The sequence below is a fragment of the Sphingobium quisquiliarum P25 genome (assembly GCF_000445065.1).
Classification (GTDB): domain Bacteria; phylum Pseudomonadota; class Alphaproteobacteria; order Sphingomonadales; family Sphingomonadaceae; genus Sphingobium; species Sphingobium quisquiliarum.
This window is the reverse complement of sequence record NZ_ATHO01000146.1, coordinates 31,580-56,643: the sequence shown is the minus strand read 5'-3', so window position 1 is coordinate 56,643 and position 25,064 is coordinate 31,580. Positions and strand designations below refer to the sequence as shown.

The following is a 25,064-nucleotide window of genomic DNA, read 5'->3' as shown; positions in this document are numbered from 1 at the left end:
CCGACACGGCCCGCGTCGCCCGCGCGCTGGAGGTGGTGCGCTCCACCGGGCGCACGCTCGCCCTGTGGCAGCAGCATAAGAGCGGCGGCATAGCAGCGCAGATCAGCCTTGCTCCGCTCATCCTGCGGCCGCCCCGCCCGTGGCTGTTCGAACGGTGCGACCGCCGTTTCGAACAGATGGTGACGGGCGGCGGGATAGCGGAAGCCGAACGGCTGATCGCGCGCGGCCTTTCGCCCAGCCTTCCGGTGATGCGCGCCATCGGCGTGCCGGAAATCGCCGCATGGCTCAGCGGCCGGATCGATCACGCGGCGATGATCGAACGCGGGCGGATCGCCACCCGGCAATATGCCAAACGCCAATATACCTGGTTCTCCCACCAGCCGCCCGCCGCCTGGCGCCGGGAAATGGGGCAAATTGATGACAAAAGCATCGAAGACATTGTAACTAAATTTCTTGATTAGCGGTTGACGTGGCATTTTATGTCTAATAGAGGCACCCACCTTGCCTTCGTTCCGCATCTGGAGCAGAGGGCGCAACCTGCATCCAGTGGAAGGATTTCATCGTGGCCGAAAAGAGCGGCGCGGACATTTTGGTTGAGTGCCTGATCGACCTGGGGGTCGAGGTCGTGTTCGGCTATCCGGGCGGGGCGGTGCTGCCCATCTATGACGCGCTTTTCGACCATCCGAAGATCCGCCACGTCCTCGTCCGCCACGAACAGGGCGCGACCCATATGGCGGAAGGCTATGCGCGCTCGACCGGAAAGCCCGGCGTCGTCCTCGTCACCTCCGGCCCCGGCGCGACCAATGCCGTCACCGGCATCACCGACGCGCTGATGGACTCGATTCCGATGATCGTCATCACCGGACAGGTCCCGACACAGCTGATCGGCACCGACGCGTTCCAGGAAGCCGACACGGTCGGCATCACGCGCCATTGTTCGAAGCATAATTATCTGGTCAAGGACCCGGCGAAGCTCGCCAGCGTCGTCCATGAGGCGTTTCACATCGCCACCACCGGCCGCCCCGGCCCGGTCGTCATCGACATTCCCAAGAATGTCCAGATCGCGACCGCGCCCTATGCCCCGCCGCTAAGCTTCGAACATGCAAGCTACAAGCCGCAGACCCAGGCCGACGCCTCCGCCATCGCGACCGCCGTTGAGATGCTGGCCAAAGCGGAACGCCCGGTCTTCTACACCGGCGGCGGCGTCATCAACTCCGGTCCCAAGGCGTCGCTGCTGCTGCGCGAACTGGCGGAACTGACCGGCGCGCCCGTCACCTCGACCCTCATGGGCCTTGGCGCTTTCCCCGCTTCCTCACCGCAATGGCTGGGGATGCTGGGCATGCACGGCACCTATGAAGCCAATTGGGCGATGAACAAGGCGGACCTGATCGTCTGCATCGGCGCCCGCTTCGACGACCGTGTCACCGGCCGCCTCGACGCCTTCTCGCCCAATAGCAAGAAGATCCACATCGACATCGATCGCAGCTCGATCAACAAGACGGTGGAGGTCGACCTGCCCATCGTCGCGGATGTCGGCAATGCGCTGACCGACATGATCACCGCATGGAAGACGCACGGCCACAAGGCGGCCGATCTTTCCGAATGGTGGGCGCGGATCGAAGGCTGGCGCGCGCGCAACAGCCTCGCCTATCCCGAAAGCCGCGAAGAGATCATGCCGCAGGAGGCGATCGCCGAACTCTACCGCGCCTCGAAGGCGGCGAAGGACGTCATCATCACCACCGAAGTCGGCCAGCATCAGATGTGGGCCGCCCAGCATTTCGGTTTCGAAGCGCCCAACAAATGGCTGACCTCCGGCGGCCTGGGCACGATGGGCTACGGCTTTCCCGCCGCGATTGGCGCGCAGGTCGGCAACCCGGACAGCCTGGTCGTGTGCGTCGCTGGCGATGCGTCGATCCAGATGAATATTCAGGAAATGGGCACCGCCACGCAGTATCGCCTGCCGGTCAAGGTGCTCATCCTCAACAATGAATATATGGGCATGGTCCGCCAGTGGCAGGAACTGACCTATGAAAGCCGCTATTCCAACAGCTATTCCGACAGCCTGCCCGACTTCGTGAAGATGGCGGAGGCCTATGGCTGGACCGGCATCCGCATCGAAGGACCGCAGGAACTGGCGGCGGGCATTGCCCAGATGATCGACACGCCTGGCCCGGTGATCGTGGACTGCCGCGTGGCGAAGCTTTCCAACTGCTTCCCGATGATCCCTTCGGGCGCGGCGCATACCGACATGCTGCTCGACCCCAACCAGATTGCGGGCATCATGTCGGATGAGGCGAAGGCTCTGGTGTAAGGATGGGGGCGTGACGCAGCATCTGAAGCTCCGCATCCATGTGAGCGAACCCTTCGACTTCGAACGGCATGCGGGCACGGCCGAGCTGAAAGGCTGGACCGTGGACCATGCCGATGCGGAGAATGAGGATTGGGAAGTGCATCTGGATGAAGGCTTCGATTTTCATGGACGCCGGATCGGCCGCCTGCTCGTCAGCCCGCGCTATGTGGGCGAGCATCTGGCCCGCATGTTCGATGCCATCGCCGGATTTCCGGTCCGCATCGCCCATCGCGACGACGGCAGTTGGCAATATGCCTTCACCGGCATGATTTCCGAGCGCCACGAGCGCGAAAAAGAACCGGAAAACGGGACAAGCATCTGATGCATATCCAGGAAGAATATAGCGAGCGGCACGTCCTGTCGCTGATGGTCACCAATGAAGCGGGCATATTGGCGCGCATCGCGGGCCTGTTCACCGCGCGCGGCTATAATATCGACAGCCTGACCGTGGCGGACATCACGCCCGATCATGCGATCAGCCGCATCACCATCGTCACCAACGGCCCGCCCAAGGTGATCGACCAGATCATTGCGCAGCTCGACCGGCTGGTGCCGGTGCACAAGGTCACGGACCTCACCGCCAACGGCCCCTTCGTCGAGCGCGAACTGGCGCTGGTCAAGGTGTCCGGCACGGGCGAGGACCGGATAGAGGCGCTGCGCCTTGCCGATGTCTTCCGCGCCAAGGTGGTGGACACGACGATCGAAAGCTTCATCTTCGAAATCACCGGCACGACCGACAAGATCGACAATTTCGTCGCCCTGATGCGGCAGATCGGGCTGGTCGAAGTGGGCCGCACCGGCGTCGTCGGCCTGATCCGCGGCAAGGAGCCGAATTGACTTAGACCCCTCTCCCGCCTGCGGGAGAGGGAGGGGCCTGCCGCGAAGCGGTGGGAGGGTGAGGGCCAGTCACGCACGGCCCCATCCGGTGGTTCCCCCTCACCAACTTCGACTGGGGCCCTCCGGCTCGGGTCTTCGTATCCTCTCCCTCCAGGGAGAGGGTCAGGATATGAAAAAGGAAGAACGGACATGAAGGTTTATTACGATCGCGACGCCGACATCGGCCTTATCAAGGGCAAGAAGGTCGCCATCCTCGGCTATGGCAGCCAGGGTCACGCCCACGCCCAGAATCTGCGCGACAGCGGCGTGGCCGAAGTCGCCATTGCCCTGCGCCCCGGTTCGGGCTCGGCCAAGAAGGCCGAAGGCGCGGGCTTCAAGGTGCTCCCCAACGCCGAAGCCGCCGCATGGGCCGACGTCCTCATGATCCTCGCCCCCGACGAGCATCAGGCGGAAATCTACGCCAAGGACATTCACGAGAATCTGAAGCCCGGCGCGGCGCTCGCCTTCGCCCACGGCCTCAACGTCCATTTCGGCCTGATCGAGCCGCGCAAGGACGTGGACGTGATCATGATCGCGCCCAAGGGTCCCGGCCACACCGTCCGCAGCGAATATCAGCGCGGCGGCGGCGTGCCCTGCCTGATCGCCATCGCGCAGGACGCGACCGGCAACGCCCATGACATCGCCCTGTCCTATGCTTCGGGCGTCGGCGGCGGCCGTTCGGGCATCATCGAAACCAACTTCCGCGAGGAATGCGAAACCGACCTGTTCGGCGAGCAGGCCGTGCTCTGCGGCGGCGCGACCGCGCTGGTCCAGGCTGGCTTCGAAACGCTGGTGGAAGCTGGTTACGCTCCCGAAATGGCTTATTTCGAATGCCTCCACGAACTCAAGCTGATCGTCGATCTGATGTATGAAGGCGGCATCGCCAACATGCGCTATTCGATCTCGAACACTGCCGAATATGGCGATATCAAGACCGGTCCGCGCATCATCACCGAAGAAACGAAGAAGGAAATGAAGCGCGTCCTCGCCGACATCCAGTCGGGCCGCTTCGTCAAGGACTTCGTGCTCGACAACCGCGCCGGCCAGCCCGAACTCAAGGCCAGCCGCCTCGCCGCCCAGCGTCACCAGATCGAGGAAACCGGCGCCAAGCTGCGCGCCATGATGCCCTGGATCGGCGCCAACAAGCTGGTGGACAAGGAAAAGAACTAAGGCCCCTGGGCCGGGGCGCCCTTCCGCTGCCCCTCCTCCAGATGCTGGGTTCCACCCATCATCAATTTGCGAAAAGGCGCAGAGAACGTAAGGGAATTTTCTCCCGCGTCCTCTGCGCCGCCGCGCGATTAAATCACATAGAACACTCACTAGAATGACGTTCGCGCCAGGTCGCGGAGGAGGGCGTGCGCCGCCACCGCCGTTCGCTGAGCTTGCCGAAGCCTCCGGCTCACTCCGCCCGCCGGGTGGACAATCACCCTCTTCCCGTAACCCTTCGTTTCCGGTTACACCTCTGGAACAATCGAACGACGCCGCTATGGTAGCGCGTCCCTTGACTGCTTCTGGAGAACCCATCCATGCGCACGTTCCTGATTTCCGCCGCCGCCATCGCCGCCATCGCGGGAGGCACCGCCGTCATAGCCCAGCAGACGCCGGGCGTTCCGGGCGCGAAAGATCCATCGCGCGTGACCGGCGGCACCTATCAGGTCGATCCCGGCCACACCCAGGTCGCCTTCGCCTATGATCATATGGGCTTTTCGAACAATTTCGGCCTCATCTCCCAGCCGACCGGCACGCTGACGCTGGACCCCAAGAATGTCGCTGCATCCAAAGTGTCGATCGACGTGCCGATCGCCAATCTGCGCACCGGCATCCCGGCGCTGGACGAGCATCTGATGAAGGCGGACTTTTTCGATTCCGCCAAATTCCCCAAGGCGACGTTCGTTTCGACCAGCGTGAAGCCTGACGGCGCGACCAGCGCCGAGATCACCGGCAATCTCACCATCAAGGGCGTGACGAAGCCGGTGACGCTCGACGCCGATTTCTATGGCGCGGGCAAGGCTCCGGCGATGGCGGGCGGTAAGGAGAATGTCGGCTTCGTGGCGACGACGACGATCAAGCGCAGCGACTTCAACATGGGCTACGCCGTCCCCATGGTCGGCGACGCCGTCGAATTGAAGATCGTCGCGGCGTTCCAGAAGTAAGCCATCCTCCCCCTCTCCCATCAGGGAGGGGGGGTAAGCGCCACAAGATCGAACACCTTAACGTCATGCTGAACTTGTTTGAGCATGACCAACGTAGCTGCTTCAAATCCGCCCCGTTCGCTTCAAGCGCAGCCGAAAAGCCATTCTATCAAGAAACACTGGACGCGCCGCCCCAAAAAGGGTTAAGGCCGATCCATCATGCAGCGCGTGCTTCTTCCCCTGCTACGACTTACACGCCCTTAGGCGTGGCTTTTGTGCTGCTCTTCGCTTGAATGACGCAGCGATACGCCTAAGGGCATTTTCAAGCAGATAGTCATTCACTGGGCCAGCGCCGCGCTGCCCGTTTGCGTAAAGAAGTAGCTTTCCCATGATGCTGACCGATCCTTCGCAGAAATATCGCCCTTTCCCTCAGGTGGACCTGCCCAATCGCCAGTGGCCGGGCGCCGTCATCACCTCGCCCCCGCGCTGGCTCTCGACCGACATGCGCGATGGCAACCAGTCGCTGATCGATCCGATGAACGCGGAAAAGAAGCGCCGCTTCTTCGACCTGCTGCTCAAGGTCGGTGTCAAGGAAATCGAAGTCGGATTTCCCAGCGCTGGCGCGACCGAGTTCGACTTCATTTCCGGCCTGGTCCGCGATGGCGCGATCCCCGACGATGTATTCCCGCAAGTGCTGACCCAAGCGCGCGAGGACCTGATCGCCACCACCTTCGAAAGCCTGCGCGGCGCGAAGAAGGCCATCGTCCACGTTTATAACGCCGTGTCGCCCGCCTGGCGCAACATCGTGTTCCACATGGACCGTCCGCAGATCAAGGAGATCGCCATCAATGCGGCGAAGCTGCTGCGCGACAATGCCGCCAAGCAGCCGGACACCGATTGGCATTTCGAATATTCGCCGGAAACCTTCTCCACCGCCGAGCTGGATTTCAGCCTGGAATGCTGTGAAGCGGTGATGGAGATCCTCCAGCCAACGCCCGAAAAGCCGCTGATCCTGAACTTGCCCGCAACGGTGGAGGCGGCGACGCCCAACATCTATGCCGACCAGATCGAATGGATGTGCCGCAACATCTCCAAGAGAGACAGCGTCGTCATTTCGCTGCACACCCATAATGACCGTGGCACCGGCGTCGCGGCGGCGGAGCTGGGTCTGATGGCGGGCGCGGATCGGGTCGAAGGCTGTCTGTTCGGCAATGGCGAGCGCACCGGCAATTGCGACCTGGTGACTGTCGCGCTCAACATGTACACGCAGGGCATCAATCCGGGGCTGGACTTCTCCGACATTGATGAGGTCATCCAGACCGTCGAATATTGCAACCAGCTGCCAGTCCACCCGCGCCATCCCTATGCGGGCGAACTGGTCTTCACCGCCTTCTCCGGCTCGCATCAGGATGCGATCAAGAAGGGTTTCGCCGCTCAGGAAGCGCGCAACGACCAGATTTGGGATGTCCCCTATCTGCCGATCGATCCCAAGGATCTGGGCCGTGACTATGAGGCGGTGATCCGCGTCAATTCTCAGTCCGGCAAGGGCGGCGTCGCCTGGGTGTTGCAGCAGGACAAGGGGCTGAAGCTGCCCAAGCGGATGCAGGCCGATTTCTCGAAGGTCGTGCAGGCGCTGGCCGACCAGAGCAGCCGGGAACTGAACGCGGCCGACATCTGGGTCGCGTTCGAAGATCACTACCGCTTGACGGGTGACCAGCCCTACAAGCTGATCGACTATAATGAGACCAGCCATGCGGGCGACCGCATCTTTACCGGCAAGATCGCGCACAAGGGCGGCGAGCGGAGCATTTCCGGGCGTGGCAACGGCCTGATCTCATCGGTGCTGGCGGCGCTGCGCGATGATCTGGGCGTCGATCTGGAGGTGGCGGATTATAGCGAGCATGCGATCGGCGTCGGTACGGATGTGGCCGCGGCGGCTTATGTCGAATGCCGCACACCCGATGGCCGGACGGTCTTTGGCATCGGCACCGACACGGACGTGGCGACCGCCTCGGTTCAGGCAGTGCTTTCCGCCGCCAATAGCGTCGCTGTGGGGTGATCAGCACGGGGCGGATGCCGGTGAAAAACGGCATCCGCGCCTCAGCAGCCTGGTTCGAGCGGCAGGACCTGTCCCTGCCCGCACAGGAACATGAACTTGGGTTAGCCGGAACGATCAGGGCGCTTCGTCAGGCGCGCTCAAGTCGACTTCCGCATGGCAGACGGCTTCCACATTGATGCCGTCCGGGTCCAGGATGAAGGCGGCGTAATAGCTCGGCCCATAATGTGGCCTTAGGCCCGGTGCGCCATGATCCCGGCCGCCCGCGCGAAGGCCCGCCGCATGGAAGGCGTGTACCTGCGCACGGTTTTCGACGCGGAAGGCGATGTGCGTACCCTCCCCCACCGCCTCATTATCGCCGATCCAGAAAAATGGATCATCATCCCGGCCATAGCCATGGGTTTCGCCGCCGCTGAGATTATCGGCCGCCGGGATGGTCATCAGCCGTTGCAGCCCGATGGCGCCCAGCAGTTCATCGTAGAAGTCGCGTGACCGCGCCGCGTTACTGACCGCGATGCCGATATGATCGATCATTTTGCGCTCTCCTTTTGCCGCCGATTGACCTAAACGCCACGCACCAACGCATGGACGGGAAAATGGGCGAAGCGACAGATCATCAGGTGCATATCATCGGCGGCGGGCTGGCTGGGTCAGAGGCGGCCTGGCAACTGGCGCAGGCTGGCGTGAAGGTCCGTCTATCCGAAATGCGTGGCGCGGGAGACATGACACCAGCGCATCAAACCGATGGGCTGGCGGAGTTGGTCTGCTCCAACAGCTTTCGTTCAGATGATGCGGACAAGAATGCCGTTGGCCTGCTGCATCAGGAAATGCGGCGCCTGGGCTCGCTCATCATGGCTCAGGCGGAGCCCGCCAAGGTGCCCGCCGGATCGGCGCTGGCGGTCGACCGTCATATGTTTTCCGATGGCGTCACCCGCGCCTTGGCCGCGCATCCCAACGTCGAAATCGTGCGGGAGCGTATCGACCAGTTGCCTGCCGCGGGAATGACCATCGTCGCCACCGGGCCGCTGACTGCTCCTGCGCTGGCCGAAAGCATCGGGGCAGCAGCGGGCATGGATCACCTCGCCTTTTTCGACGCGATCGCGCCGGTCGTCCATTTCGACAGTATCGACATGGACAAATGCTGGATGGCCAATCGCTGGGACAAGATCGGGCCAGGCGGTGGCGAGGGCAAGGACTATATCAACTGCCCCATGAACCGGGAGCAATATGAGGCCTTTGTCCAGGGACTGCTGGACGGGGAAAAGACCGAGTTCAAGGAGTGGGAGACGAACACGCCCTATTTCGAAGGTTGCATGCCGATCGAGGTAATGGCGTCGCGCGGCCCCGAAACATTGCGGCATGGACCGATGAAGCCAATGGGTCTGGACGATCCGCGCACCGGGCGCTGGCCCTATGCCGTGGTCCAGTTACGGCAGGACAATGCATCGGGCACGCTGTGGAACATGGTCGGTTTCCAGACCAAGCTCAAGCATGGCGCCCAGGTTGAGCTGTTCCGCACCATCCCTGGACTGGAGAAGGCGGAGTTCGCGCGGCTGGGCGGCCTGCACCGCAACACCTTCATCCAGAGTCCCAAGCTGCTCGACGCCACGCTCCGCCTCAGGAGCGCTCCGCACATCCGTTTCGCCGGGCAGATGACCGGGTGCGAAGGCTATGTCGAAAGCGCGGCGATCGGCCTGCTGGCGGGACGGTTCGCGGCGGCCGAACTGCTGGGGCTGCAAATGACGCCGCCGCCGCCGGAAACCGCGCTAGGAGCATTGCTGGGCCACGTCACCGGCAATGACGCGACCGCGGACTATCAGCCCATGAACGTCAATTTCGGCCTCTTCCCACCACTGGAGGACGTGAAGAAAAAGCAGCGGAAGGAAGCCATGACCTCCCGCGCACGCGCCGCACTGGGAGAATGGCTGGGCGAGCTTCAGCCCGCCTGAGCCATCAGCATTTGCATTTGGGCGCTGCGCTGCGCTTGGGCGCGGTAGTAGCAAACTCGGCTGGCGTCAGCTTGCCGTCCGCATTCGCATCCGCCTTGCCAAAGCGATCCGATGTGGCGACCGCCCATTCCTCGAACGACAGAAGATTGTCCTTGTCTTTATCGAGCGCCTTGAAGGCCTTGACCCGGCTGCCCATCATCTCGATGCGGGTGATCACTCCATCGCGGTTGCGGTCATAGCGGGCAAAGCGCTTCTGCTCGCGGCTTTGCGGACTGGCTTCGGCAGGCGTCGGCAACGGCTTGCCCACTGCTGCGGGGTTGCCCTTGGGCAGGTCCTCAATGGCCGGAGGCGGCGGCGGGGCCACCATCGCCTGTGGCACGAGTTCGCTGGTCGCGCGTCCCTGCCACCAGAAAAGGCCCGCCGCTACCAGGAGCAACGCGGCGCCCGCACCTGCCATGATCCGCCCCACAAGGTCCTCCGTCAGCCTGTGCTCAATGCAACGCGCAGCAACCGCAGATAAAGACGCGGCGTCAGTCGCCCAGGCGCTGCCCGGCCCTTTATGATGTCCTGCCGCGCCAGACCATAGGCAATCCGCATCGGCCGCCATGCCGCTGGCCAAGGGAGTGGCCCGGAAAGGAGCTTCACCCTGGCGCGCTCGATCGCGTCAGCGGCGAGGGCGCGGTCGCTCACATGGCCTGACAAGTCCCACAATGCCCAAACGGCGCCAGCCTGGATCAGCCATGGCGGCGCCTCAGCCTCTCCCGCAAGCGAATGAAAGAATCCTCCCCCACGACCATCTGCATAGACGTCCAGATCGATGTCTCCGATCATCGCTTCCCAGCCGTCGAGCCATGCGGAAAGCCCCGCAGGCGGGATCGTTCCGATTTCTCGCAAGGCATCGATAAGGGGTTCGCCCCTTCCCTTCACCCCTTCCTCATCACTCAAGGCTTCATGCCACCAGGCCAGACGAATTTGTCCGATCATCGGTTCGCTTGTCGTTGCCGCCAACTTGGCGAAGCGCGCATCCAGGGCCCAAAGAAGCCGATGGCGCGGCATGCTTTCGCCAGCATAAGCGCTGAGCAATGCTGCCAGCCCGGAAGGTTCCGTATCCACCAGATCAGTCATGACGCATATACCGGCAGGTATAGATTAGCGTCATTTTAACTATGTCCCGAATAATGATCATAACAACTGTCCATTATGGAACAGTGGCTGCCCTGCCTGCATGGGGTCGGGACGAGTACGGGTGTAAGCAAAAATGAGCGACAGGATCAAGCGCACGCTGTTCATTTTGATGCGGCTATATCACAATCAGGCGGGCAATACGCTGATGATCGTAGCTGCTGCGGTCATTCCGTTGCTGGGATTGGTTGGCGGCGCCATCGATATGAGCCGCCTCTATCTCACCAAAGCTCGGTTGCAACAAGCATGCGACGCGGGAGCGCTCGCAGGCCGGAAACAGATGGGTCCGGGTGCATGGTCGGCAGACAATGGCAAGGCCAATCAGGTCGCCCTTCAATTGTTCGATGCCAATTTTGGCACAGATCCGTATGGCACCACCGGCACGACCCGAAGCTTTGCCGAAAACAACAGGAAAGTCACCGGAACAGCATCGGTCACAGTGCCTATGACAGTCATGCGTGCCTTGGGCCAGTCATCCAAGGTCTTGCAAACCACCTGTGAAGCAGAAATGCGAATTCCCAATACAGACGTCATGTTCGTGCTCGACGTCACAGGGTCTATGGCTTCCAAAGCTAACAATAACGACAGCCTCACTAAGATTGAAGGCCTAAAGAAGGCAGTAAAGTGCTTCTACGAAGCACTTGCAAAAATAAACACTAGCGCAGACTGTGGGTCAACGCCGACAGGCAAAAATAGTTCTACAGCGCAGATACGCTTTGGTTTTGTACCATATAGCGTCAACGTCAATGTAGGCAGACTGTTGAAGAACGACTGGATAGCGGACAATTGGACATATCAAAGCCGCGTCTACGCCGGACAGGACTGGAGCTATTGGCGGTCAGGATCAGCTGATATAAGCTGCTCATTGATCAACGACACCAATACCGAGCAATATCGGAACAAGGTGAGTGGCAATGGCAATCAAAAATGCTGGTACGAAAAGCGGACATACGGCGCTGTTTACACCTATAAGCCTATTAGCCTGAATGTCAGTGGATTGAAGGGAGGAGGCAACGCTTGGAATTCATCTGTCACATTACCGCTCGATGCCGATAATGCGAATGTTAGTGTCAGTTGGGATGGATGTATCGAGGAGCGACCAACGGTACGGGCTTCAACTTACGATCCGATTCCGTCGGGTGCAAAGGATCTCGACATCGACATGGTCCCCTACACAGGCGATAGCACAACGCAATGGGGACCGTTACTGCCTAATGCCGTGTGGGGACGCGTAAGCGAAAACGGGAGCAATTCCTATGATGCTGTGACAACCGGCGATCTTTCTCGCAATATAAGTTCCTCTTGCCCCGCTGAGGCTAGAAAATTGCAGGTTTGGCCTTCGGCAGCGAATACGGAAACTTTTGAGGCCTATGTAAATTCCCTTTCGCCGACCGGGAACACCTATCATGACATCGGCCTGCTGTGGGGCGCGCGCCTTGCATCGCCCACAGGTATTTTCGCGCAGGAGAATGCAGCAACCTCTACAGGCGGGCAGATCGAACGACATATCGTTTTTATGACAGACGGTGATACTCAGACGGCGGTTACAAATTACAACGCCTACGGAGTGCCCTGGTGGGACCGTCGACAAACCTCTTTGTCGTCTGCACCGTCGAGCAATGATACTAACGCGCAGGTCAACGCCCGCTTCTCGGCTCTTTGCACGGCGATAAAAAACAAAGGTTTTACCGTGTGGACGATTTACTTCGGCGTGAAAGTCACGACTAGTTCCTCCCAGAACGTTAAGGACACTGCTGCGCGGCTGAAAAATTGCGCGTCAGATGACCATCACGCTTTTACAGCAGCGGACTCCGCCACCCTGATCAGCAACTTTCAGGACATTGCCGATAACATTTCACAATTGAGGTTGACGCAATGAAGGGACATCTTCATTGCCTGTGCAGGCAAGATCAAGGCGCGACGATCGTAGAATTCGGACTAGTGGCGCCGGTCTTCTGCCTTCTTCTGATGGGCGTGCTGGATCTGGGACATTCGCTTTATATGCAGAGTGTCTTGCAAGGAGCATTGCAAAAAGCTGCTCGCGACAGCACACTGGAAAGCGCGTCGGAGGCAACGCAGCGCACCTTGATAGACGGTGCAGTCGAACAACAGATCAAGAATTTGGCCAATAATGCTACTGTAAAGATCACTCGTACGGCCTTCCGCGATTATGGGAGAGCCGCCAACCGTTCTAAGGAACCATTTACCGATACGAACCATAACGGCACCTGCGATGCCGGCGAACCTTATGACGATCTTAACAACAGCAAGTCATGGGATGTAGATAACGGCCAAAACAGTGCGGGCGGAGCGAAGGATACAATCTTGCTTTCAGCCGACATCTCCTACCCGCGCCTTTTCCCGATGGCGACCCTTGCGGGACTACCGGCCAACGTCACGATGAATGCAAGCACCGTTCTGGTAAACCAGCCCTATGGCGAGCAAAAAGCTATCGCGAAAGGGAACTGCTTATGAGCGCGAGATATTTGCCTCCCGTGGTTAGACTTATGGCGCGTCAGCTGTGTTGCCTCCGGCAGAATACGTGCGGCATGGCAATGGTCGAATTCGCCATTTGCCTTCCTTTTGTCATCACCGTGACAATGGCGGGGGCAGAATTGGCGAACTATACGACGACAAAAATGCGGATCAGCCAACTTGCACTGCTGGTGGCAGATAACGCCTCCCGCATCGGATCGGGCTCCATGAACGCCAAAACGATTAGCGAAACGCAGATCAACGATCTTCTGACAGGCGCAGGTCTGCAATCAGGGCGGCTCAATCTGTTCCAGAACGGCCGCGTCATTTTGGCCAGCCTACAACCGTCGGCAACGGAAAACAAATTCGTGGTTAAATGGCAGCGCTGCCGAGGAATGCAACAAGTGACGTCCAGCTATTACACTGCCACCAACACGACCAACCTGAACCTTCCCGTCACCGGCGACATAGATGGCATCACGGTCAAAAACCACTTGGTCACTCCTCCATCTAAAGGAGCGGTAATGTTTGTGGAAATCAGCTATACCTATCAACCGCTGGTCAGCCTGCAATTTCTGCCGAGCATCAATCAGACAATAAATGATAGCGCGGCGCTCACTGTACGTGACAATCGCGATTATACAGGCGGAACCAGCGGGATTTACAATGCCGAAAATGCAACGCGATCGCTTTGCGCCCAATATACCGCCACATGAGCAGGCTAGCAAATGACCCCTCCCGATCAGGAGGGGCTTTGATTCATACGCTTAACCTTTATAGCACACCTTCTTCGCTGCAGTGACGACCCGATCTGCATCGATCAGGGCGGCCTTTTCCAGATTGGCCGCATATGGGAGCGGGACATCTTCGTTGGTCACGCGCAGGACCGGGGCGTCGAGATCGTCGAAGCCTTGCTCCATGACCACCGCCGCGATTTCCGATGAGATGGAGCAGACGGGCCAGCCTTCCTCGACAACCACAAGCCGGTTGGTCTTTTTCAGGCTTTGCAGCACCGTGGCGGTATCGAGCGGGCGCAGGGTGCGCAGGTCGATGACTTCGGCATCGATGCCCTCCCCCGCAAGCGTTTCGGCGGCGTCGAGCGCGACGCCGACGCCGATCGAGTAGCTGACCAGCGTCACATCCTTGCCTTCGCGGACGATGCGGGCCTTGCCGATCGGCAGCACATAGTCATCGACCTTAGGAACATCGAAGCTGCGGCCGTAGACAAGCTCATTTTCCAGGAACACGACCGGGTCCTCGGACCGGATCGCCGCCTTGAGCAGTCCCTTCGCATCCGCCGCGTCATAGGGTGCGATGACGATCAGGCCAGGGACCGCCGCATACCATGGTCCGTAATTCTGGCTGTGCTGAGCGGCTACGCGGCTGGCGGCGCCGTTTGGGCCACGGAACACGATCGGGCAGCGCATCTGGCCGCCTGACATATAGTTGGTCTTGGCCGCCGAATTGATGATGTGATCAATCGCCTGCATGGCGAAGTTGAACGTCATGAACTCGATGACCGGACGCAGCCCGCCCATCGCAGCGCCAGCGCCGACGCCCGCAAAGCCATGTTCGGTGATCGGCGTGTCGATGACGCGCTTTGCCCCGAATTCCTCCAGCAGTCCCTGCGTGACCTTATAGGCGCCCTGATACTCGGCGACCTCCTCGCCCATCACGAAGACACGCTCGTCGCGGCGCATTTCTTCCGCCATGGCATCGCGAAGGGCTTCGCGAACGGTGGTCTTCACCATCTCCGTGCCTTCGGGCAGGTCCGGGTCGGCGATGCTGGCCTTTGTTTCAGAGCCCAGTTTGGACGTGCCGCTTTCAGCCTTCTTGGGCGCTTCCGGCGCAGCTTCGGGCTTGGCAGGAGGCGCGCTCTCTTCGGCCTTGGGGGCTGCCGCCGCTGTCTTATCGCCTTCTCCGGCCATGGTAGCGATGACGGTGCCGACCTTCACGCCTTCGGTGCCTTCGGGCACAACGATTGCTCCGATCTTGCCTTCATCGACAGCCTCGAACTCCATCGTGGCCTTGTCCGTTTCGATCTCGGCCAATATGTCGCCGGACCGCACTTCATCGCCTTCCTTCACCAGCCATTTGGCGAGCGTGCCTTCCTCCATGGTCGGCGAAAGCGCCGGCATCTTGATTTCGATACCCATTAATACTGCTCCACCAGCACGTCAGTATAAAGTTCGGACAGCTCCGGCTCGGGGGATGTTTCAGCGAAGTCCGCAGCGTCGCTCACGATCTTGCGGATATCCTGATCGATCTTCTTCAACTCGTCCTCGCTGACGCCCATCTCGGCCAGATATTTTTTGGCGCCTTCGATGGGATCCGACTTTTCGCGCATCGCCTGCACTTCTTCGCGCGAGCGGTATTTGGCCGGGTCGGACATGGAGTGGCCGCGATAGCGATAGGTCTTCATTTCCAGCAGGATGGGGCCATTACCGTCCTGCACCCATTTCAGCGCCTCTTCGGTCGCGCCGCGCACGGCCAGAACGTCCATGCCGTCGACCTGCAAGCCCGGAATACGGAAGCTTTCGCCGCGCCGGTAGAGCTGGTCCTCGGCCGAGGAGCGATTGACGCTGGTTCCCATGGCATATTGGTTATTCTCGATCACGAAGATGATCGGCAGCTTCCAAAGCTCAGCCATGTTGAAGCTCTCATACACCTGGCCCTGGTTCGCCGCGCCATCGCCGAAATAAGCGACGCACACGCCGCCATCGCCCCTGTATTTGTGCGCAAAGCCAAGCCCCGTCCCCAACGACACCTGAGCGCCGACGATGCCGTGACCGCCGAAAAATTTATGTTCGACGCTGAACATATGCATCGAACCGCCCTTGCCCCTCGAAATACCGGCTTCACGCCCGGTCAATTCCGCCATGATCAGCTTGGGATCGATGCCGTAAGCAAGCATGTGGCCGTGATCGCGATAGCCGGTAATCACGCTGTCCTTGCCAGGCTCAAGCGCCGACTGGATGCCAACGGCAACAGCTTCCTGCCCAATATAAAGGTGGCAAAATCCGCCAATCAGCCCCAGCCCATAAAGCTGGCCCGCCTTTTCCTCAAACCGGCGAATGAGAACCATCTGCCGGTAAAATTCCATCAACTCTTCCTTGGACGCCTTGTAATCAGTGGGCGCTTCAGGGCGAGGCCGGTTATGGTCGGCGCTTGCAGGGCTGGGGGCCTTTGCTTTGGCGCGCGAAGGACGCGGCGTCGTTGGTTTCGCCAAGGTTCTTATCCTTTTGCGTGGACAGGGATGGAAGGAACGCCCGTATAGCGGCAGAAGTCCGCCGATTGCAACGTTAAGGAGCCGGAAAAAGGCGTCCGCCGCCCCTCAGGTCAGTTCAGCGGAACAACGACTTCGTCATGATGGATGACGCCCAACTGGCGCCGGATCAACTCATCACTGAGGTCTGGGTCAACCCTGCGCGGATTGAGCAGGTCGACACGATTGCGCAGTTCATTCCTGTGCGCCTCAACCTGCTTCAACTCCGCCTTGGCATGGTGCAACTGCCGCGTGTAATCACCCCATGCCAGCACCCCGTTGGAACCGAGCACGACATAACCAGCGAAGAACAGCAGAAGAAGCATCGCAATCGCCGGCCCAATAGCCGAAAACAACAACATGCGAAGTTTAGCGATATGCGCCATGGACAAGTTGAATCACAGCCGGAGGTCAGCCGCAAGTGAAATCTTGTTCACCTGCGGCCGGTTCGTCGCAAGAACTTAGCGGAAGATGGAACGGCCAGCATAAACGGCGACGTCCCCCAACTCCTCTTCGATGCGGATCAGCTGATTATATTTGGCGAGCCGGTCCGAACGCGCGAGTGAGCCGGTCTTGATCTGGCCGCAGTTGGTTGCAACAGCGAGGTCTGCGATCGTCGCATCCTCCGTCTCGCCCGAGCGGTGCGACATGACAGCAGTGTAGCGCGCGCGGTGCGCCATATCGACCGCCGCCAGCGTTTCCGTCAAAGAACCGATCTGGTTCACCTTCACCAGCAGGGAATTGGCAAGCCCCTTGCCGATGCCCATTTCCAGCCGCTTGGGGTTGGTGACGAACAGGTCGTCGCCCACCAGCTGGCACTTGCCGCCGATCTTGTCAGTCAGGATCTTCCAGCCGTCGAAATCATCTTCGGCCATGCCGTCTTCGATCGACTTGATCGGATAGCGGGCGACGAGATCGGCCAGATAATCGGCCATTTCGGCGGAAGTCAGGCTCTTGCCCTCGCCCACCATCTCATATTTGCCGTTCTTGAAGAACTCGGTCGAGGCGCAGTCGAGCGCCAGCATGACGTCATCGCCGGGCTTGTATCCCGCCTTCTCGATCGAGGCGAGGATGAAATCCAGCGCATCAGTGGTCGAAGACAGGTTCGGCGCAAATCCGCCTTCATCGCCGACGGCGGTCGCCAGCCCCTTGTCATGCAGACCTTTCTTGAGGGTGTGGAAGATTTCCGCGCCCACGCGGACCGCATCGGCCAGGCTTTCCGCGCCGACCGGCATGATCATGAATTCTTGGAAGTCGATGGGGTTGTCGGCATGCTCGCCGCCGTTGATGATGTTCATCATCGGCACCGGCAGGACATGAGCCGACACGCCGCCAACATAGCGGTAGAGAGGCAGACCACGCGCATCGGCCGCAGCCTTTGCCGTGGCCAGGCTGACGCCCAGAATGGCGTTCGCGCCAAGCCGGCCCTTATTCTCCGTCCCGTCGAGCGAGATCATCGCGGCGTCGACTTCGGCCTGATCCTCGGCGTCGAGGCCGATCAGTTGTCCGGCGATTTCGTCATTCACGGCCGCCACGGCGGCAAGCACGCCCTTGCCCAGATATTTGCTGGCATCGCCGTCGCGCTTTTCCACCGCCTCATAGGCGCCGGTTGACGCGCCGGAGGGTACGGCCGCGCGGCCGAAGCTGCCATCTTCCAGCATGACATCGACTTCGACAGTGGGGTTACCGCGACTGTCGAGGATCTGACGAGCGTGGATATCAAGAATGGCGGTCATGGTCGCTCCCTGGAATAGCGTGTTAGGCCTGCATGCGGCACCGCTTAGCCAGCACCTTGCCCGATGGCAATCCGAAGGGCTTGCAAGGACTCGAAAAATGCCGATGCTCAAAATAGTAACGGCAACGGAACTGTGGCACGCCGCGAAGCATTTGGACGGGTATCCACTCGCCCGCATCGCGACCCCACCAAATTTGAGGAGACATAGGACGATGGCCGACACACCGGAAACCCCGCCCGCAAAGCGCGCCAGGAAAGCTGCTAACCCCAAGCCAGCAAGCGGCACGAGCGTAACGCCGAAGCCAGCGGCGCCGGTGAAGACTGCTGCCACGGCGAAGGCATCAAGCGACCCCTCGGTCTCGCAGGGCCTTTCCTCCCAGATCGCTCCCATCAAGGCACAGGCCGAAAAGGCCGCGCGCGCGGCTGCCGACAAGCTGAACGCGGTCGATTGGAAGGCGCATATCGATCCGCTGAAGGATCAGGCGGCGAAGACCGCGATATCCGCTGCGGGCGTGGCGAAGGACAAGACGGGTTCGGCGATGCAGAGCCTCGCCAAGCTGATTTCCGACACGGCCGGGACCGTCGACGCCAAGCTGGGGCCGCAATATGGCGATTATGCGCGGCAGGCGGCCGAGACGGTGGCGGGCGCCGCCGACAAGCTGGACAGCAAGGATGTCGATCAGTTGATGGCCGAAGCGCGCGATTTCGTGCGCAAAAGTCCTGCGGTGGCAATCGGCGCGGCGGCGGTGGTCGGCTTCGTCCTCATGCGGCTTGCGAAGGGGTCGGGCGAGGACAAGGCCTAAGCCGGTAATCCATGCCGATCAAAACAGACCCCGGGCCGGGGCGGAGGGGCGTTTGACTGAAGATTCTAGCCTAGTGCCGGAACCGGATACGGAAGCAGAAGGCGACACCGTCCGCGCGGCGTTCGCACGCCTTTATTCCGATGGGCGCGCCTATGCCGATGCGGAAATCGAGCGGCAGAAGCTGCGTGCAGGCATCGCTGGATCAGGCGTCAGGGATGCGGCGATCTTCGGCACGGCCGGGTTCCTGCTGGTCCTTTCGGCGCTGATCGCCCTGCTGGTGGGGCTGATCATGACACTCGCTCCGCATATCGGGCCCGGCTGGGCGACGGCTGCGGTCTTCGGCGGATCGCTGATCATTGCGCTGGCGCTGCTGCTGATAGCCAAGTCGCGGATCACGCGCATGAGAAAGGCGCTGCGGTCATGACGGCAGAGGAGAGATACCGGCTGGCGACAGCCGAAGCGGAGCGGAAGAAGGCCGCCTTCCTGTCCAGCGCGGCGGAGGCGAAGGCGCGCGTTTCGCCTGCCCGGATCAAGCAGGACGTAAAGCAGAAGGCGGGCGAAAGCCTGCACAATGCGAGCGCGCAGGCAATGGCGAAGGCCAATGAGCATCCGGTCGCCACCGCCGCGGGCGCCGGGGCGTTCGTCCTGTATCTGTTCCGCCGCCCCCTGGCGGCACTTTTCCGGCGGACATACGTTCGCCTTTCCAATCGCACACCGGATCAATCGGAGAATGATGATGGCTGATATCCGCGCTCAGATCACCCGCGTTCGCGATGCCGCGAACGACATTGCAGGAACGGCGACGGGCAAGTTGCGCGACACGACTGAAAAGGCGCGCGACAATGCCAGCGACCTGATCCACAGCGGCCGCGAACGCGCCGGAGACGCCTATAGCGAGGCCAAGGACCGCACCCAGCGGATCGCGACGCGCGCCAATGAAATCGTGCAGGAGCATCCCATCGCCGCAGTTGCCGGAGCGGTCGCCGCTGGCGCTGTCATCGCATGGATGTTCCCCAAGAGCCGCGCTGCGCTCAAGGCCTTGCCCGCTCTTGCGACCACGGCGGGCAGCAAGGTGGTGGAAGCCGCAATCGCGGCGCGTGCCGCTGCTGCGGAGGGAGCGGAGAATGTCAAGGCCAGCGCCAGCGACGCGCTGCACCAGGCCCGCGAAAGCGCAAACCATGCCGCAGCATCCGCGCGCGAAACCGCCGCGTCGGCTGACATCACCGGCACGGCATCGCGAATGGCCGACGATCTTGTCGCTCTGGTCAGCAGCAAGATCGACGCGGCAAGCGAAGTGCTGAAAGCGCGCCTGCCGAAACGCTGATCGCTTCAATCCTCCTCTTGGATGCGGGCGGCCCGGCTGCTAGGTTGCCCGCAGCTTCCAAGGGAGATTACGAAACATATGAGCAAACTCCACCTGGTCATGGGCGGGCGCGTCAAGGACCCTCAAACCCTTGAGTTTGAAGATCTTGGTTCGATCGACATAGTGGGCGTCTTTCCCGACTATGCGTCTGCGGAAAATGCATGGCGGGGAGCAGCGCAGCGGACCGTCGACGATGCCGAGATGCGCTATGTGATCGTCCATCTGCACCGGCTGCTGGAGCCCGATCTTCCACAAGGCGCATAAACCATTGGGCCGTGGCCGTCATACCAGCGAACGCGGCCCCTTTCGAAATCGCCACCATAGCAGCGGCCGGGTTAGCAGCAGGCCAGCGAGGAAGCCGCCGATATGCGCGGCAACGGCGATCTGCCCCAGGTCGCCCATACCGCCTGCGGTCGCCACGCCGATCATCAATTGAATGACGATCCACCCGGCCGCAAGCCAGAGCACTCGCAGGACATTGGCGGAAAAGGGCCCCATCCGGCGAATGGGCTGCTGGCTGTAGAGCAGCGCATAAGTGGCAATGACAGCGGAAATCGCGCCGCTCGCCCCCACCATCGGGTTGGCGGAGGCAGGCTGAATGGCCCATTGCAATGCGCAGGCGGCATAGGCGCCAGCCACGTACAGGACCAGGAAGGCGCCCTTATGAAGCACCTGCTCCACCTGCCGCCCGCAAAAAACCAGCATCAGCAGATTGAAGCCCAGATGCAGCCAGCCCGCATGAATCAGCGTACAACTGAGCGGCGTCAGCCATTCGGGCACCGCCAGCACGCCATCGAACAGGCCGGGATCGGCTATGCGCGCGGGGATGAAGCCGCCGAGCAGGGCAGCATTGTCGATCTGCCCGGTCAGCAACAGGATCACGAACGCGGCAAAGGTGATCGCCGCGATCGAACTGGTCATGCGGCCTACGGGCAGTTTCACTTCGCTCAGATGAATTCGATCTTGTCGACCAGGTAGAATTTGTCACCCGATGGAACGGAGACTTCGACCTCTTCGCCGACCTGACGCCCGATCAACGCCCGTCCGAGCGGACTGTTGTAGCTGATCATGCCCAGCTTCGCGTCGGCTTCGGCCTGACCCACAATCTGATATTTCACCGGCTTGTCATCCTCATCGAGCAAGGTGACGGTCGCGCCGAAGATCACCTTGTCACCCGACAGGGTGGCCGGATCGATGATCTGCGCGCGCGACAGCTTGTCTTCCAGATCGGCTATGGTCGCTTCGACCTGACCCTGCCGTTCCTTCGCGGCATGATATTCGGCATTTTCCGACAGGTCGCCATGAGCGCGCGCTTCTTCGATGGCGTCCACGATCAAGGGCCGTTCGGCCTTGAGTTCGCGGAGCTGCGCAGTCAGCTTGTCATAGCCCGCCTGCAGCATCGGCATCTTTTCGACGGTCGCCATTATCGAAGATCCTTTGTCAAAACTTCCCTTTGGCGGCCCCTTCGTCGAGGCCGCCCGCAGCATGGTTCCTGATGCAGGGGGTCAGGCTTGCGGCTTTGGATAATAGGACTGTAGGGAACGCACTTCAAGGGCATGGCCGCGCAGCGCCTCGATCGCGTCCGCCGCAGCAAGGCTGGCGGCCGCCGTGGTGAAGCTCGCCACCTTGGCGCGCAGCGCGCTCGTGCGGATCGCCTTGCTGTCCTTGAGCGACTGCCACCCTTCCGTCGTGTTGAAGATCAGGTCGACGTCGCCATCGGTGATCTTGTCCACGATATGCGGGCGGCCTTCAGCCACTTTGTTCACCGGCTGCACTTCGATGCCCTGTTCTTCCAGATAGCGGGCGGTGCCGCCGGTCGCGATGATGGTGAAGCCGAGCGCCGCCATCTTCTGCACCGCGGGCAGGATGACGGGCTTGTCGCTATCCTTGACCGACACGAACACCGTGCCGCTGGTCGGCAGCATGGTGCCGCCGCCGAGCTGCGACTTGGCGAAGGCGGTCGCGAAATCGCTGTCGATGCCCATGACTTCGCCGGTGCTTTTCATTTCTGGCGAGAGGACCGGGTCGACGCCGGGGAAGCGCGCGAAGGGAAAGACGGCTTCCTTGACCGCGATATGGCTGATCGCGTTGCGGTCGATCTTCGGCAGGTCTTTCAGCTTCTCGCCCGCCATGACCCGGCTGGCGATTTTGGCGATCGGCGTGCCGATCGCCTTGGCGACGAAGGGCACAGTGCGGCTGGCGCGCGGATTGACCTCGATGAGGTAGACCGTTCCATCCTTGACCGCGAACTGGATGTTCATGAGGCCGCGCACGGAGAGCGCACGGGCAAGGACATCGGCCTGACGCTCAATTTCCGCGATCACCTCGTCCGACAGGCTGTAGGGCGGCAGCGAGCAGGCGGAGTCGCCGGAGTGAACGCCCGCTTCCTCAATATGCTGGAGCACGCCAGCCACCACCACATCGTCGCCATCGCAGAGCGCGTCCACGTCCACCTCGGTCGCGTCGCGCAAATATTGGTCGATCAGGACGGGGGAGTCGCCCGACACCTGAACGGCGGTGGCGATATATTCCTCCAGTTGGGCCTGACCATCGACGATCTCCATGGCGCGGCCGCCCAGGACATAGGATGGGCGCATGAGGACGGGATAGCCGATCCGGTTGGCGACGGCGATCGCTTCCTCCCGGCTGCGGGCGATGCCGTTGGCGGGCTGCTTGAGCTTGAGCTTGTCGATCAGCGCGGCAAACCGTTCGCGGTCTTCGGCAAGGTCGATGGCGTCGGGCGAAGTGCCAAGGATCGGGATGCCCGCATCCTCCAGCGCCTGCGCCAGCTTGAGCGGAGTCTGGCCGCCAAACTGGACGATGACGCCCGCAAGCGTGCCGTTCGACATTTCGACGCTCAGGATTTCCAGCACGTCCTCTGCGGTCAGCGGCTCGAAATAGAGGCGGTCGGACGTGTCATAGTCGGTGGACACGGTCTCCGGGTTACAGTTGACCATGATGGTCTCATAGCCCGCCTCGCTGAGCGCGAAGCAGGCGTGGACGCAGCAATAGTCGAACTCGATTCCCTGCCCGATGCGGTTGGGTCCGCCGCCCAGGATGACGACCTTTTTCCGGTCGCTGGGCTGCGCCTCATTCTCCGCCTCGCCAAAGAGCGGGGCTTCATAGGTCGAATACATATAGGGCGTCTTCGCCTCGAACTCGGCCGCGCAAGTATCGATGCGCTTGAAGACGGGGCGTACGCCCAGCTTGTGGCGCAGCGCGCGCACTTCGGCTTCGGTGACGCCGCCGGTCATTGCCTTGACCGCTTCGTGGATCAGGCCGGAACCGCGCGCGATGCCCCGTTCCATGCCGCGCAGGTTGGCGGACTTGAGCGCCAGCCAGGCAAGGCGCTGATCCGAAAAGCCCATGGACTTGAGCCGCCGCATGCCATCGGCATCCTGCGGCAGGCCGTTTTCCAGCACCTCCGCTTCGGCGTCCACAATCTCCTTGATCCGCTCCAGGAACCAGGGGTCGAACTTGGCGATGTTATGGATTTCCGAGACGGTCAGCCCTTCGCGCAGCGCCTGTGCGGCGACGAGCAGCCGGTCGGGCGTCGGCTGGGACAGCGCCGCAACGATATCATCCCGCGACGCGCCTTCCAGATGGGTGACGTTGTTGAAGCCGCACAGGCCCGTTTCTAGGCCACGCAGCGCCTTCTGCATGGATTCATGGATGTTGCGGCCGATCGCCATCACCTCGCCCACCGATTTCATGGCGGTGCCGAGCAACGGTTCGGAGCCCTTGAACTTTTCAAAGGCGAAACGGGGGATCTTCGTCACGACATAGTCGATGGTCGGTTCGAAGCTGGCCGGAGTCGCACCCGTGATGTCGTTCTCTATCTCGTCCAGCGTGTAGCCGACGGCGAGTTTCGCCGCGACCTTGGCGATCGGGAAGCCGGTCGCCTTCGACGCCAGCGCCGAGGAGCGGCTGACGCGCGGGTTCATCTCGATCACGATCAGGCGGCCGTCCTTCGGATTGACCGCGAACTGGACATTGGAGCCGCCCGTTTCCACGCCGATCTCACGCAGCACCGCGATGCTCGCGTTGCGCATGATCTGATATTCCTTGTCGGTCAGCGTCAGCGCGGGCGCGACGGTGATGGAGTCGCCGGTGTGGACGCCCATCGGATCGACATTTTCGATCGAGCAGATGATGATGGCGTTGTCGTTGCGATCGCGCACGACCTCCATCTCATATTCTTTCCAGCCGAGCAGCGATTCCTCGATCAGCACTTCGGTCGTGGGGGAAGCGTCGAGCCCTTCGGCGACGATCCGCTTGAATTCTTCCTTGTTATAGGCGACGCCGCCGCCGGTGCCGCCGAGCGTGAAACTGGGGCGGATGATGGAGGGCAAGCCGGTGAACTCCAGAGCCTCCAGCGCTTCTTCCATCGTGTGGGCGATGCGCGAGCGAGCTGACTCAAGACCGATCTTGTCCATCGCATCGCGGAACTTCAGGCGATCCTCAGCCTTGTCGATGGCTTCGGCGTCGGCGCCGATCATCTTGACCCCGAACTTCTCCAGCGTGCCGTCATTGAACAGGGCGAGCGCGGTGTTGAGCGCCGTCTGGCCGCCCATGGTGGGCAGCACCGCGTCAGGCCGTTCCTTTTCGATGATCTTCGCCACGATTTCGGGCGTGATCGGTTCGACATAGGTGGCGTCGGCAAATTCCGGGTCGGTCATGATGGTGGCCGGGTTGGAATTCACGAGAATGATGCGATAGCCCTCTTCCTTGAGCGCCTTCACCGCCTGGGTGCCCGAATAGTCGAACTCGCACGCCTGGCCGATGATGATCGGGCCGGCGCCGATGATGAGGATGGAGGAGATGTCGGTGCGTTTGGGCATTATTGCTCTCTAACTAAAGAATGAACTCGAAGGCTGA

The 25,064-nt window shown here is 61.2% G+C and carries 26 protein-coding genes; 16 read left to right on the top strand and 10 right to left on the bottom strand.

Translation table 11 applies throughout. The features are described from left to right. The 7 genes from L288_RS38125 to leuA all read left to right on the top strand — a co-directional run. On the top strand, positions 1-461 hold a 461-nt coding region (locus L288_RS38125; RefSeq protein ID WP_021239410.1), incomplete at its 5' end, for a tRNA (adenosine(37)-N6)-dimethylallyltransferase. 101 nt (positions 462-562) lie between these two features. Continuing rightward, complete coding sequence (locus tag L288_RS38120; RefSeq protein ID WP_021239409.1) at positions 563-2,311, top strand: acetolactate synthase 3 large subunit; 1,749 nt, start codon at positions 563-565, stop codon at positions 2,309-2,311. A 10-nt stretch (positions 2,312-2,321) separates the two neighbouring features. Beyond that, positions 2,322-2,672: an LSm family protein gene (locus L288_RS38115; RefSeq protein ID WP_021239408.1), complete on the top strand. Its 351-nt coding sequence runs from the start codon at positions 2,322-2,324 to the stop codon at positions 2,670-2,672. After that, complete coding sequence (gene ilvN, locus L288_RS38110) at positions 2,672-3,187, top strand: acetolactate synthase small subunit (RefSeq protein WP_021239407.1); 516 nt, start codon at positions 2,672-2,674, stop codon at positions 3,185-3,187. The genes L288_RS38115 and ilvN overlap by 1 nt, the downstream gene beginning before the upstream one ends. Before the next feature lie 189 nt (positions 3,188-3,376). After that, complete coding sequence (ilvC, locus tag L288_RS38105) at positions 3,377-4,396, top strand: ketol-acid reductoisomerase (RefSeq protein WP_021239406.1); 1,020 nt, start codon at positions 3,377-3,379, stop codon at positions 4,394-4,396. A gap of 356 nt (positions 4,397-4,752) precedes the next feature. Further along, positions 4,753-5,379 (top strand): YceI family protein, encoded by a 627-nt coding sequence (locus L288_RS38100; protein ID WP_021239405.1) that lies wholly within the window; start codon positions 4,753-4,755, stop codon positions 5,377-5,379. A gap of 367 nt (positions 5,380-5,746) precedes the next feature. Then, the gene (gene leuA, locus L288_RS38090) at positions 5,747-7,417 is read left to right on the top strand and encodes a 2-isopropylmalate synthase (protein ID WP_021239404.1); all 1,671 of its coding nucleotides are present in this window, start codon (positions 5,747-5,749) and stop codon (positions 7,415-7,417) included. 114 nt (positions 7,418-7,531) lie between these two features. On the opposite strand, the gene L288_RS38085 is transcribed toward leuA, so the two are convergent. Beyond that, a complete protein-coding gene (locus tag L288_RS38085; RefSeq protein WP_021239403.1) occupies positions 7,532-7,948 on the bottom strand; it encodes a VOC family protein in 417 nt (138 codons plus the stop codon). Between the two features lie 62 nt (positions 7,949-8,010). Between L288_RS38085 and trmFO the strand changes: the two genes are divergently transcribed. Then, positions 8,011-9,363 carry a methylenetetrahydrofolate--tRNA-(uracil(54)-C(5))-methyltransferase (FADH(2)-oxidizing) TrmFO gene (trmFO, locus tag L288_RS38080; protein WP_021239402.1) on the top strand — a complete coding sequence of 451 codons (1,353 nt, stop codon included), beginning with the start codon at positions 8,011-8,013 and terminating at the stop codon, positions 9,361-9,363. 4 nt (positions 9,364-9,367) lie between these two features. Here trmFO and L288_RS38075 read toward each other — a convergent pair whose 3' ends face one another. Together L288_RS38075 and L288_RS38070 are read right to left on the bottom strand one after the other, a co-directional pair. Then, the gene (locus L288_RS38075) at positions 9,368-9,832 is read right to left on the bottom strand and encodes an EF-hand domain-containing protein (protein WP_031304719.1); all 465 of its coding nucleotides are present in this window, start codon (positions 9,830-9,832) and stop codon (positions 9,368-9,370) included. Between the two features lie 11 nt (positions 9,833-9,843). Further along, a complete protein-coding gene (locus tag L288_RS38070; RefSeq protein ID WP_318253757.1) occupies positions 9,844-10,347 on the bottom strand; it encodes a hypothetical protein in 504 nt (167 codons plus the stop codon). Positions 10,348-10,621: 274 nt separating this feature from the next. On the opposite strand from L288_RS38070, the gene L288_RS42640 reads away from it, so the two are divergent. The 3 genes from L288_RS42640 (at position 10,622) to L288_RS38060 (ending at position 13,736) form a co-directional block, all read left to right on the top strand. Beyond that, positions 10,622-12,424 carry a TadE/TadG family type IV pilus assembly protein gene (locus L288_RS42640; RefSeq protein WP_084465967.1) on the top strand — a complete coding sequence of 601 codons (1,803 nt, stop codon included), beginning with the start codon at positions 10,622-10,624 and terminating at the stop codon, positions 12,422-12,424. Further along, entirely contained in the window at positions 12,421-13,020 is a 600-nt protein-coding gene (locus L288_RS38065) for a TadE/TadG family type IV pilus assembly protein (RefSeq protein WP_021239399.1), read from the top strand. The genes L288_RS42640 and L288_RS38065 overlap by 4 nt, the downstream gene beginning before the upstream one ends. 74 nt (positions 13,021-13,094) lie before the next feature. Further along, on the top strand, positions 13,095-13,736 hold the full coding sequence (locus L288_RS38060; protein ID WP_236613054.1) for a TadE/TadG family type IV pilus assembly protein: 642 nt from the start codon (positions 13,095-13,097) through the stop codon (positions 13,734-13,736). Between the two features lie 51 nt (positions 13,737-13,787). Here L288_RS38060 and L288_RS38055 read toward each other — a convergent pair whose 3' ends face one another. From L288_RS38055 to eno, 4 genes are all read right to left on the bottom strand, one after another. Beyond that, positions 13,788-15,176 carry a pyruvate dehydrogenase complex E1 component subunit beta gene (locus L288_RS38055; RefSeq protein WP_021239397.1) on the bottom strand — a complete coding sequence of 463 codons (1,389 nt, stop codon included), beginning with the start codon at positions 15,174-15,176 and terminating at the stop codon, positions 13,788-13,790. Continuing rightward, positions 15,176-16,249, bottom strand: a complete 1,074-nt coding sequence (gene pdhA / locus L288_RS38050; RefSeq protein WP_030540511.1) for a pyruvate dehydrogenase (acetyl-transferring) E1 component subunit alpha — start codon at positions 16,247-16,249, stop codon at positions 15,176-15,178. The genes L288_RS38055 and pdhA overlap by 1 nt, the downstream gene beginning before the upstream one ends. 110 nt (positions 16,250-16,359) lie before the next feature. Further along, positions 16,360-16,671: an FtsB family cell division protein gene (locus L288_RS38045; protein WP_021239395.1), complete on the bottom strand. Its 312-nt coding sequence runs from the start codon at positions 16,669-16,671 to the stop codon at positions 16,360-16,362. A 75-nt stretch (positions 16,672-16,746) separates the two neighbouring features. After that, positions 16,747-18,021, bottom strand: a complete 1,275-nt coding sequence (gene eno, locus L288_RS38040; protein ID WP_021239394.1) for a phosphopyruvate hydratase — start codon at positions 18,019-18,021, stop codon at positions 16,747-16,749. 211 nt (positions 18,022-18,232) lie between these two features. On the opposite strand from eno, the gene L288_RS38035 reads away from it, so the two are divergent. The 5 genes from L288_RS38035 (at position 18,233) to L288_RS38015 (ending at position 20,450) form a co-directional block, all read left to right on the top strand. Then, positions 18,233-18,823, top strand: a complete 591-nt coding sequence (locus L288_RS38035) for a hypothetical protein (RefSeq protein WP_021239393.1) — start codon at positions 18,233-18,235, stop codon at positions 18,821-18,823. Positions 18,824-18,875: 52 nt separating this feature from the next. Continuing rightward, positions 18,876-19,247, top strand: coding sequence for a phage holin family protein (locus L288_RS38030; RefSeq protein ID WP_031304716.1), 372 nt, complete (start codon positions 18,876-18,878; stop codon positions 19,245-19,247). After that, positions 19,244-19,567, top strand: coding sequence for a hypothetical protein (locus L288_RS38025; RefSeq protein WP_021239391.1), 324 nt, complete (start codon positions 19,244-19,246; stop codon positions 19,565-19,567). The genes L288_RS38030 and L288_RS38025 overlap by 4 nt, the downstream gene beginning before the upstream one ends. Beyond that, complete coding sequence (locus L288_RS38020) at positions 19,560-20,147, top strand: DUF883 family protein (protein WP_021239390.1); 588 nt, start codon at positions 19,560-19,562, stop codon at positions 20,145-20,147. The genes L288_RS38025 and L288_RS38020 overlap by 8 nt, the downstream gene beginning before the upstream one ends. Before the next feature lie 78 nt (positions 20,148-20,225). Next, a complete protein-coding gene (locus L288_RS38015) occupies positions 20,226-20,450 on the top strand; it encodes a DUF4170 domain-containing protein (RefSeq protein WP_021239389.1) in 225 nt (74 codons plus the stop codon). Between the two features lie 18 nt (positions 20,451-20,468). Here L288_RS38015 and L288_RS38010 read toward each other — a convergent pair whose 3' ends face one another. From L288_RS38010 to carB, 3 genes are all read right to left on the bottom strand, one after another. After that, positions 20,469-21,107 carry a rhomboid family intramembrane serine protease gene (locus tag L288_RS38010; RefSeq protein WP_031304715.1) on the bottom strand — a complete coding sequence of 213 codons (639 nt, stop codon included), beginning with the start codon at positions 21,105-21,107 and terminating at the stop codon, positions 20,469-20,471. Between the two features lie 26 nt (positions 21,108-21,133). Beyond that, positions 21,134-21,610: a transcription elongation factor GreA gene (greA, locus tag L288_RS38005; protein WP_021239387.1), complete on the bottom strand. Its 477-nt coding sequence runs from the start codon at positions 21,608-21,610 to the stop codon at positions 21,134-21,136. A gap of 81 nt (positions 21,611-21,691) precedes the next feature. Beyond that, entirely contained in the window at positions 21,692-25,027 is a 3,336-nt protein-coding gene (gene carB, locus L288_RS38000) for a carbamoyl-phosphate synthase large subunit (protein WP_021239386.1), read from the bottom strand. Positions 25,028-25,064 lie beyond the last annotated feature (37 nt).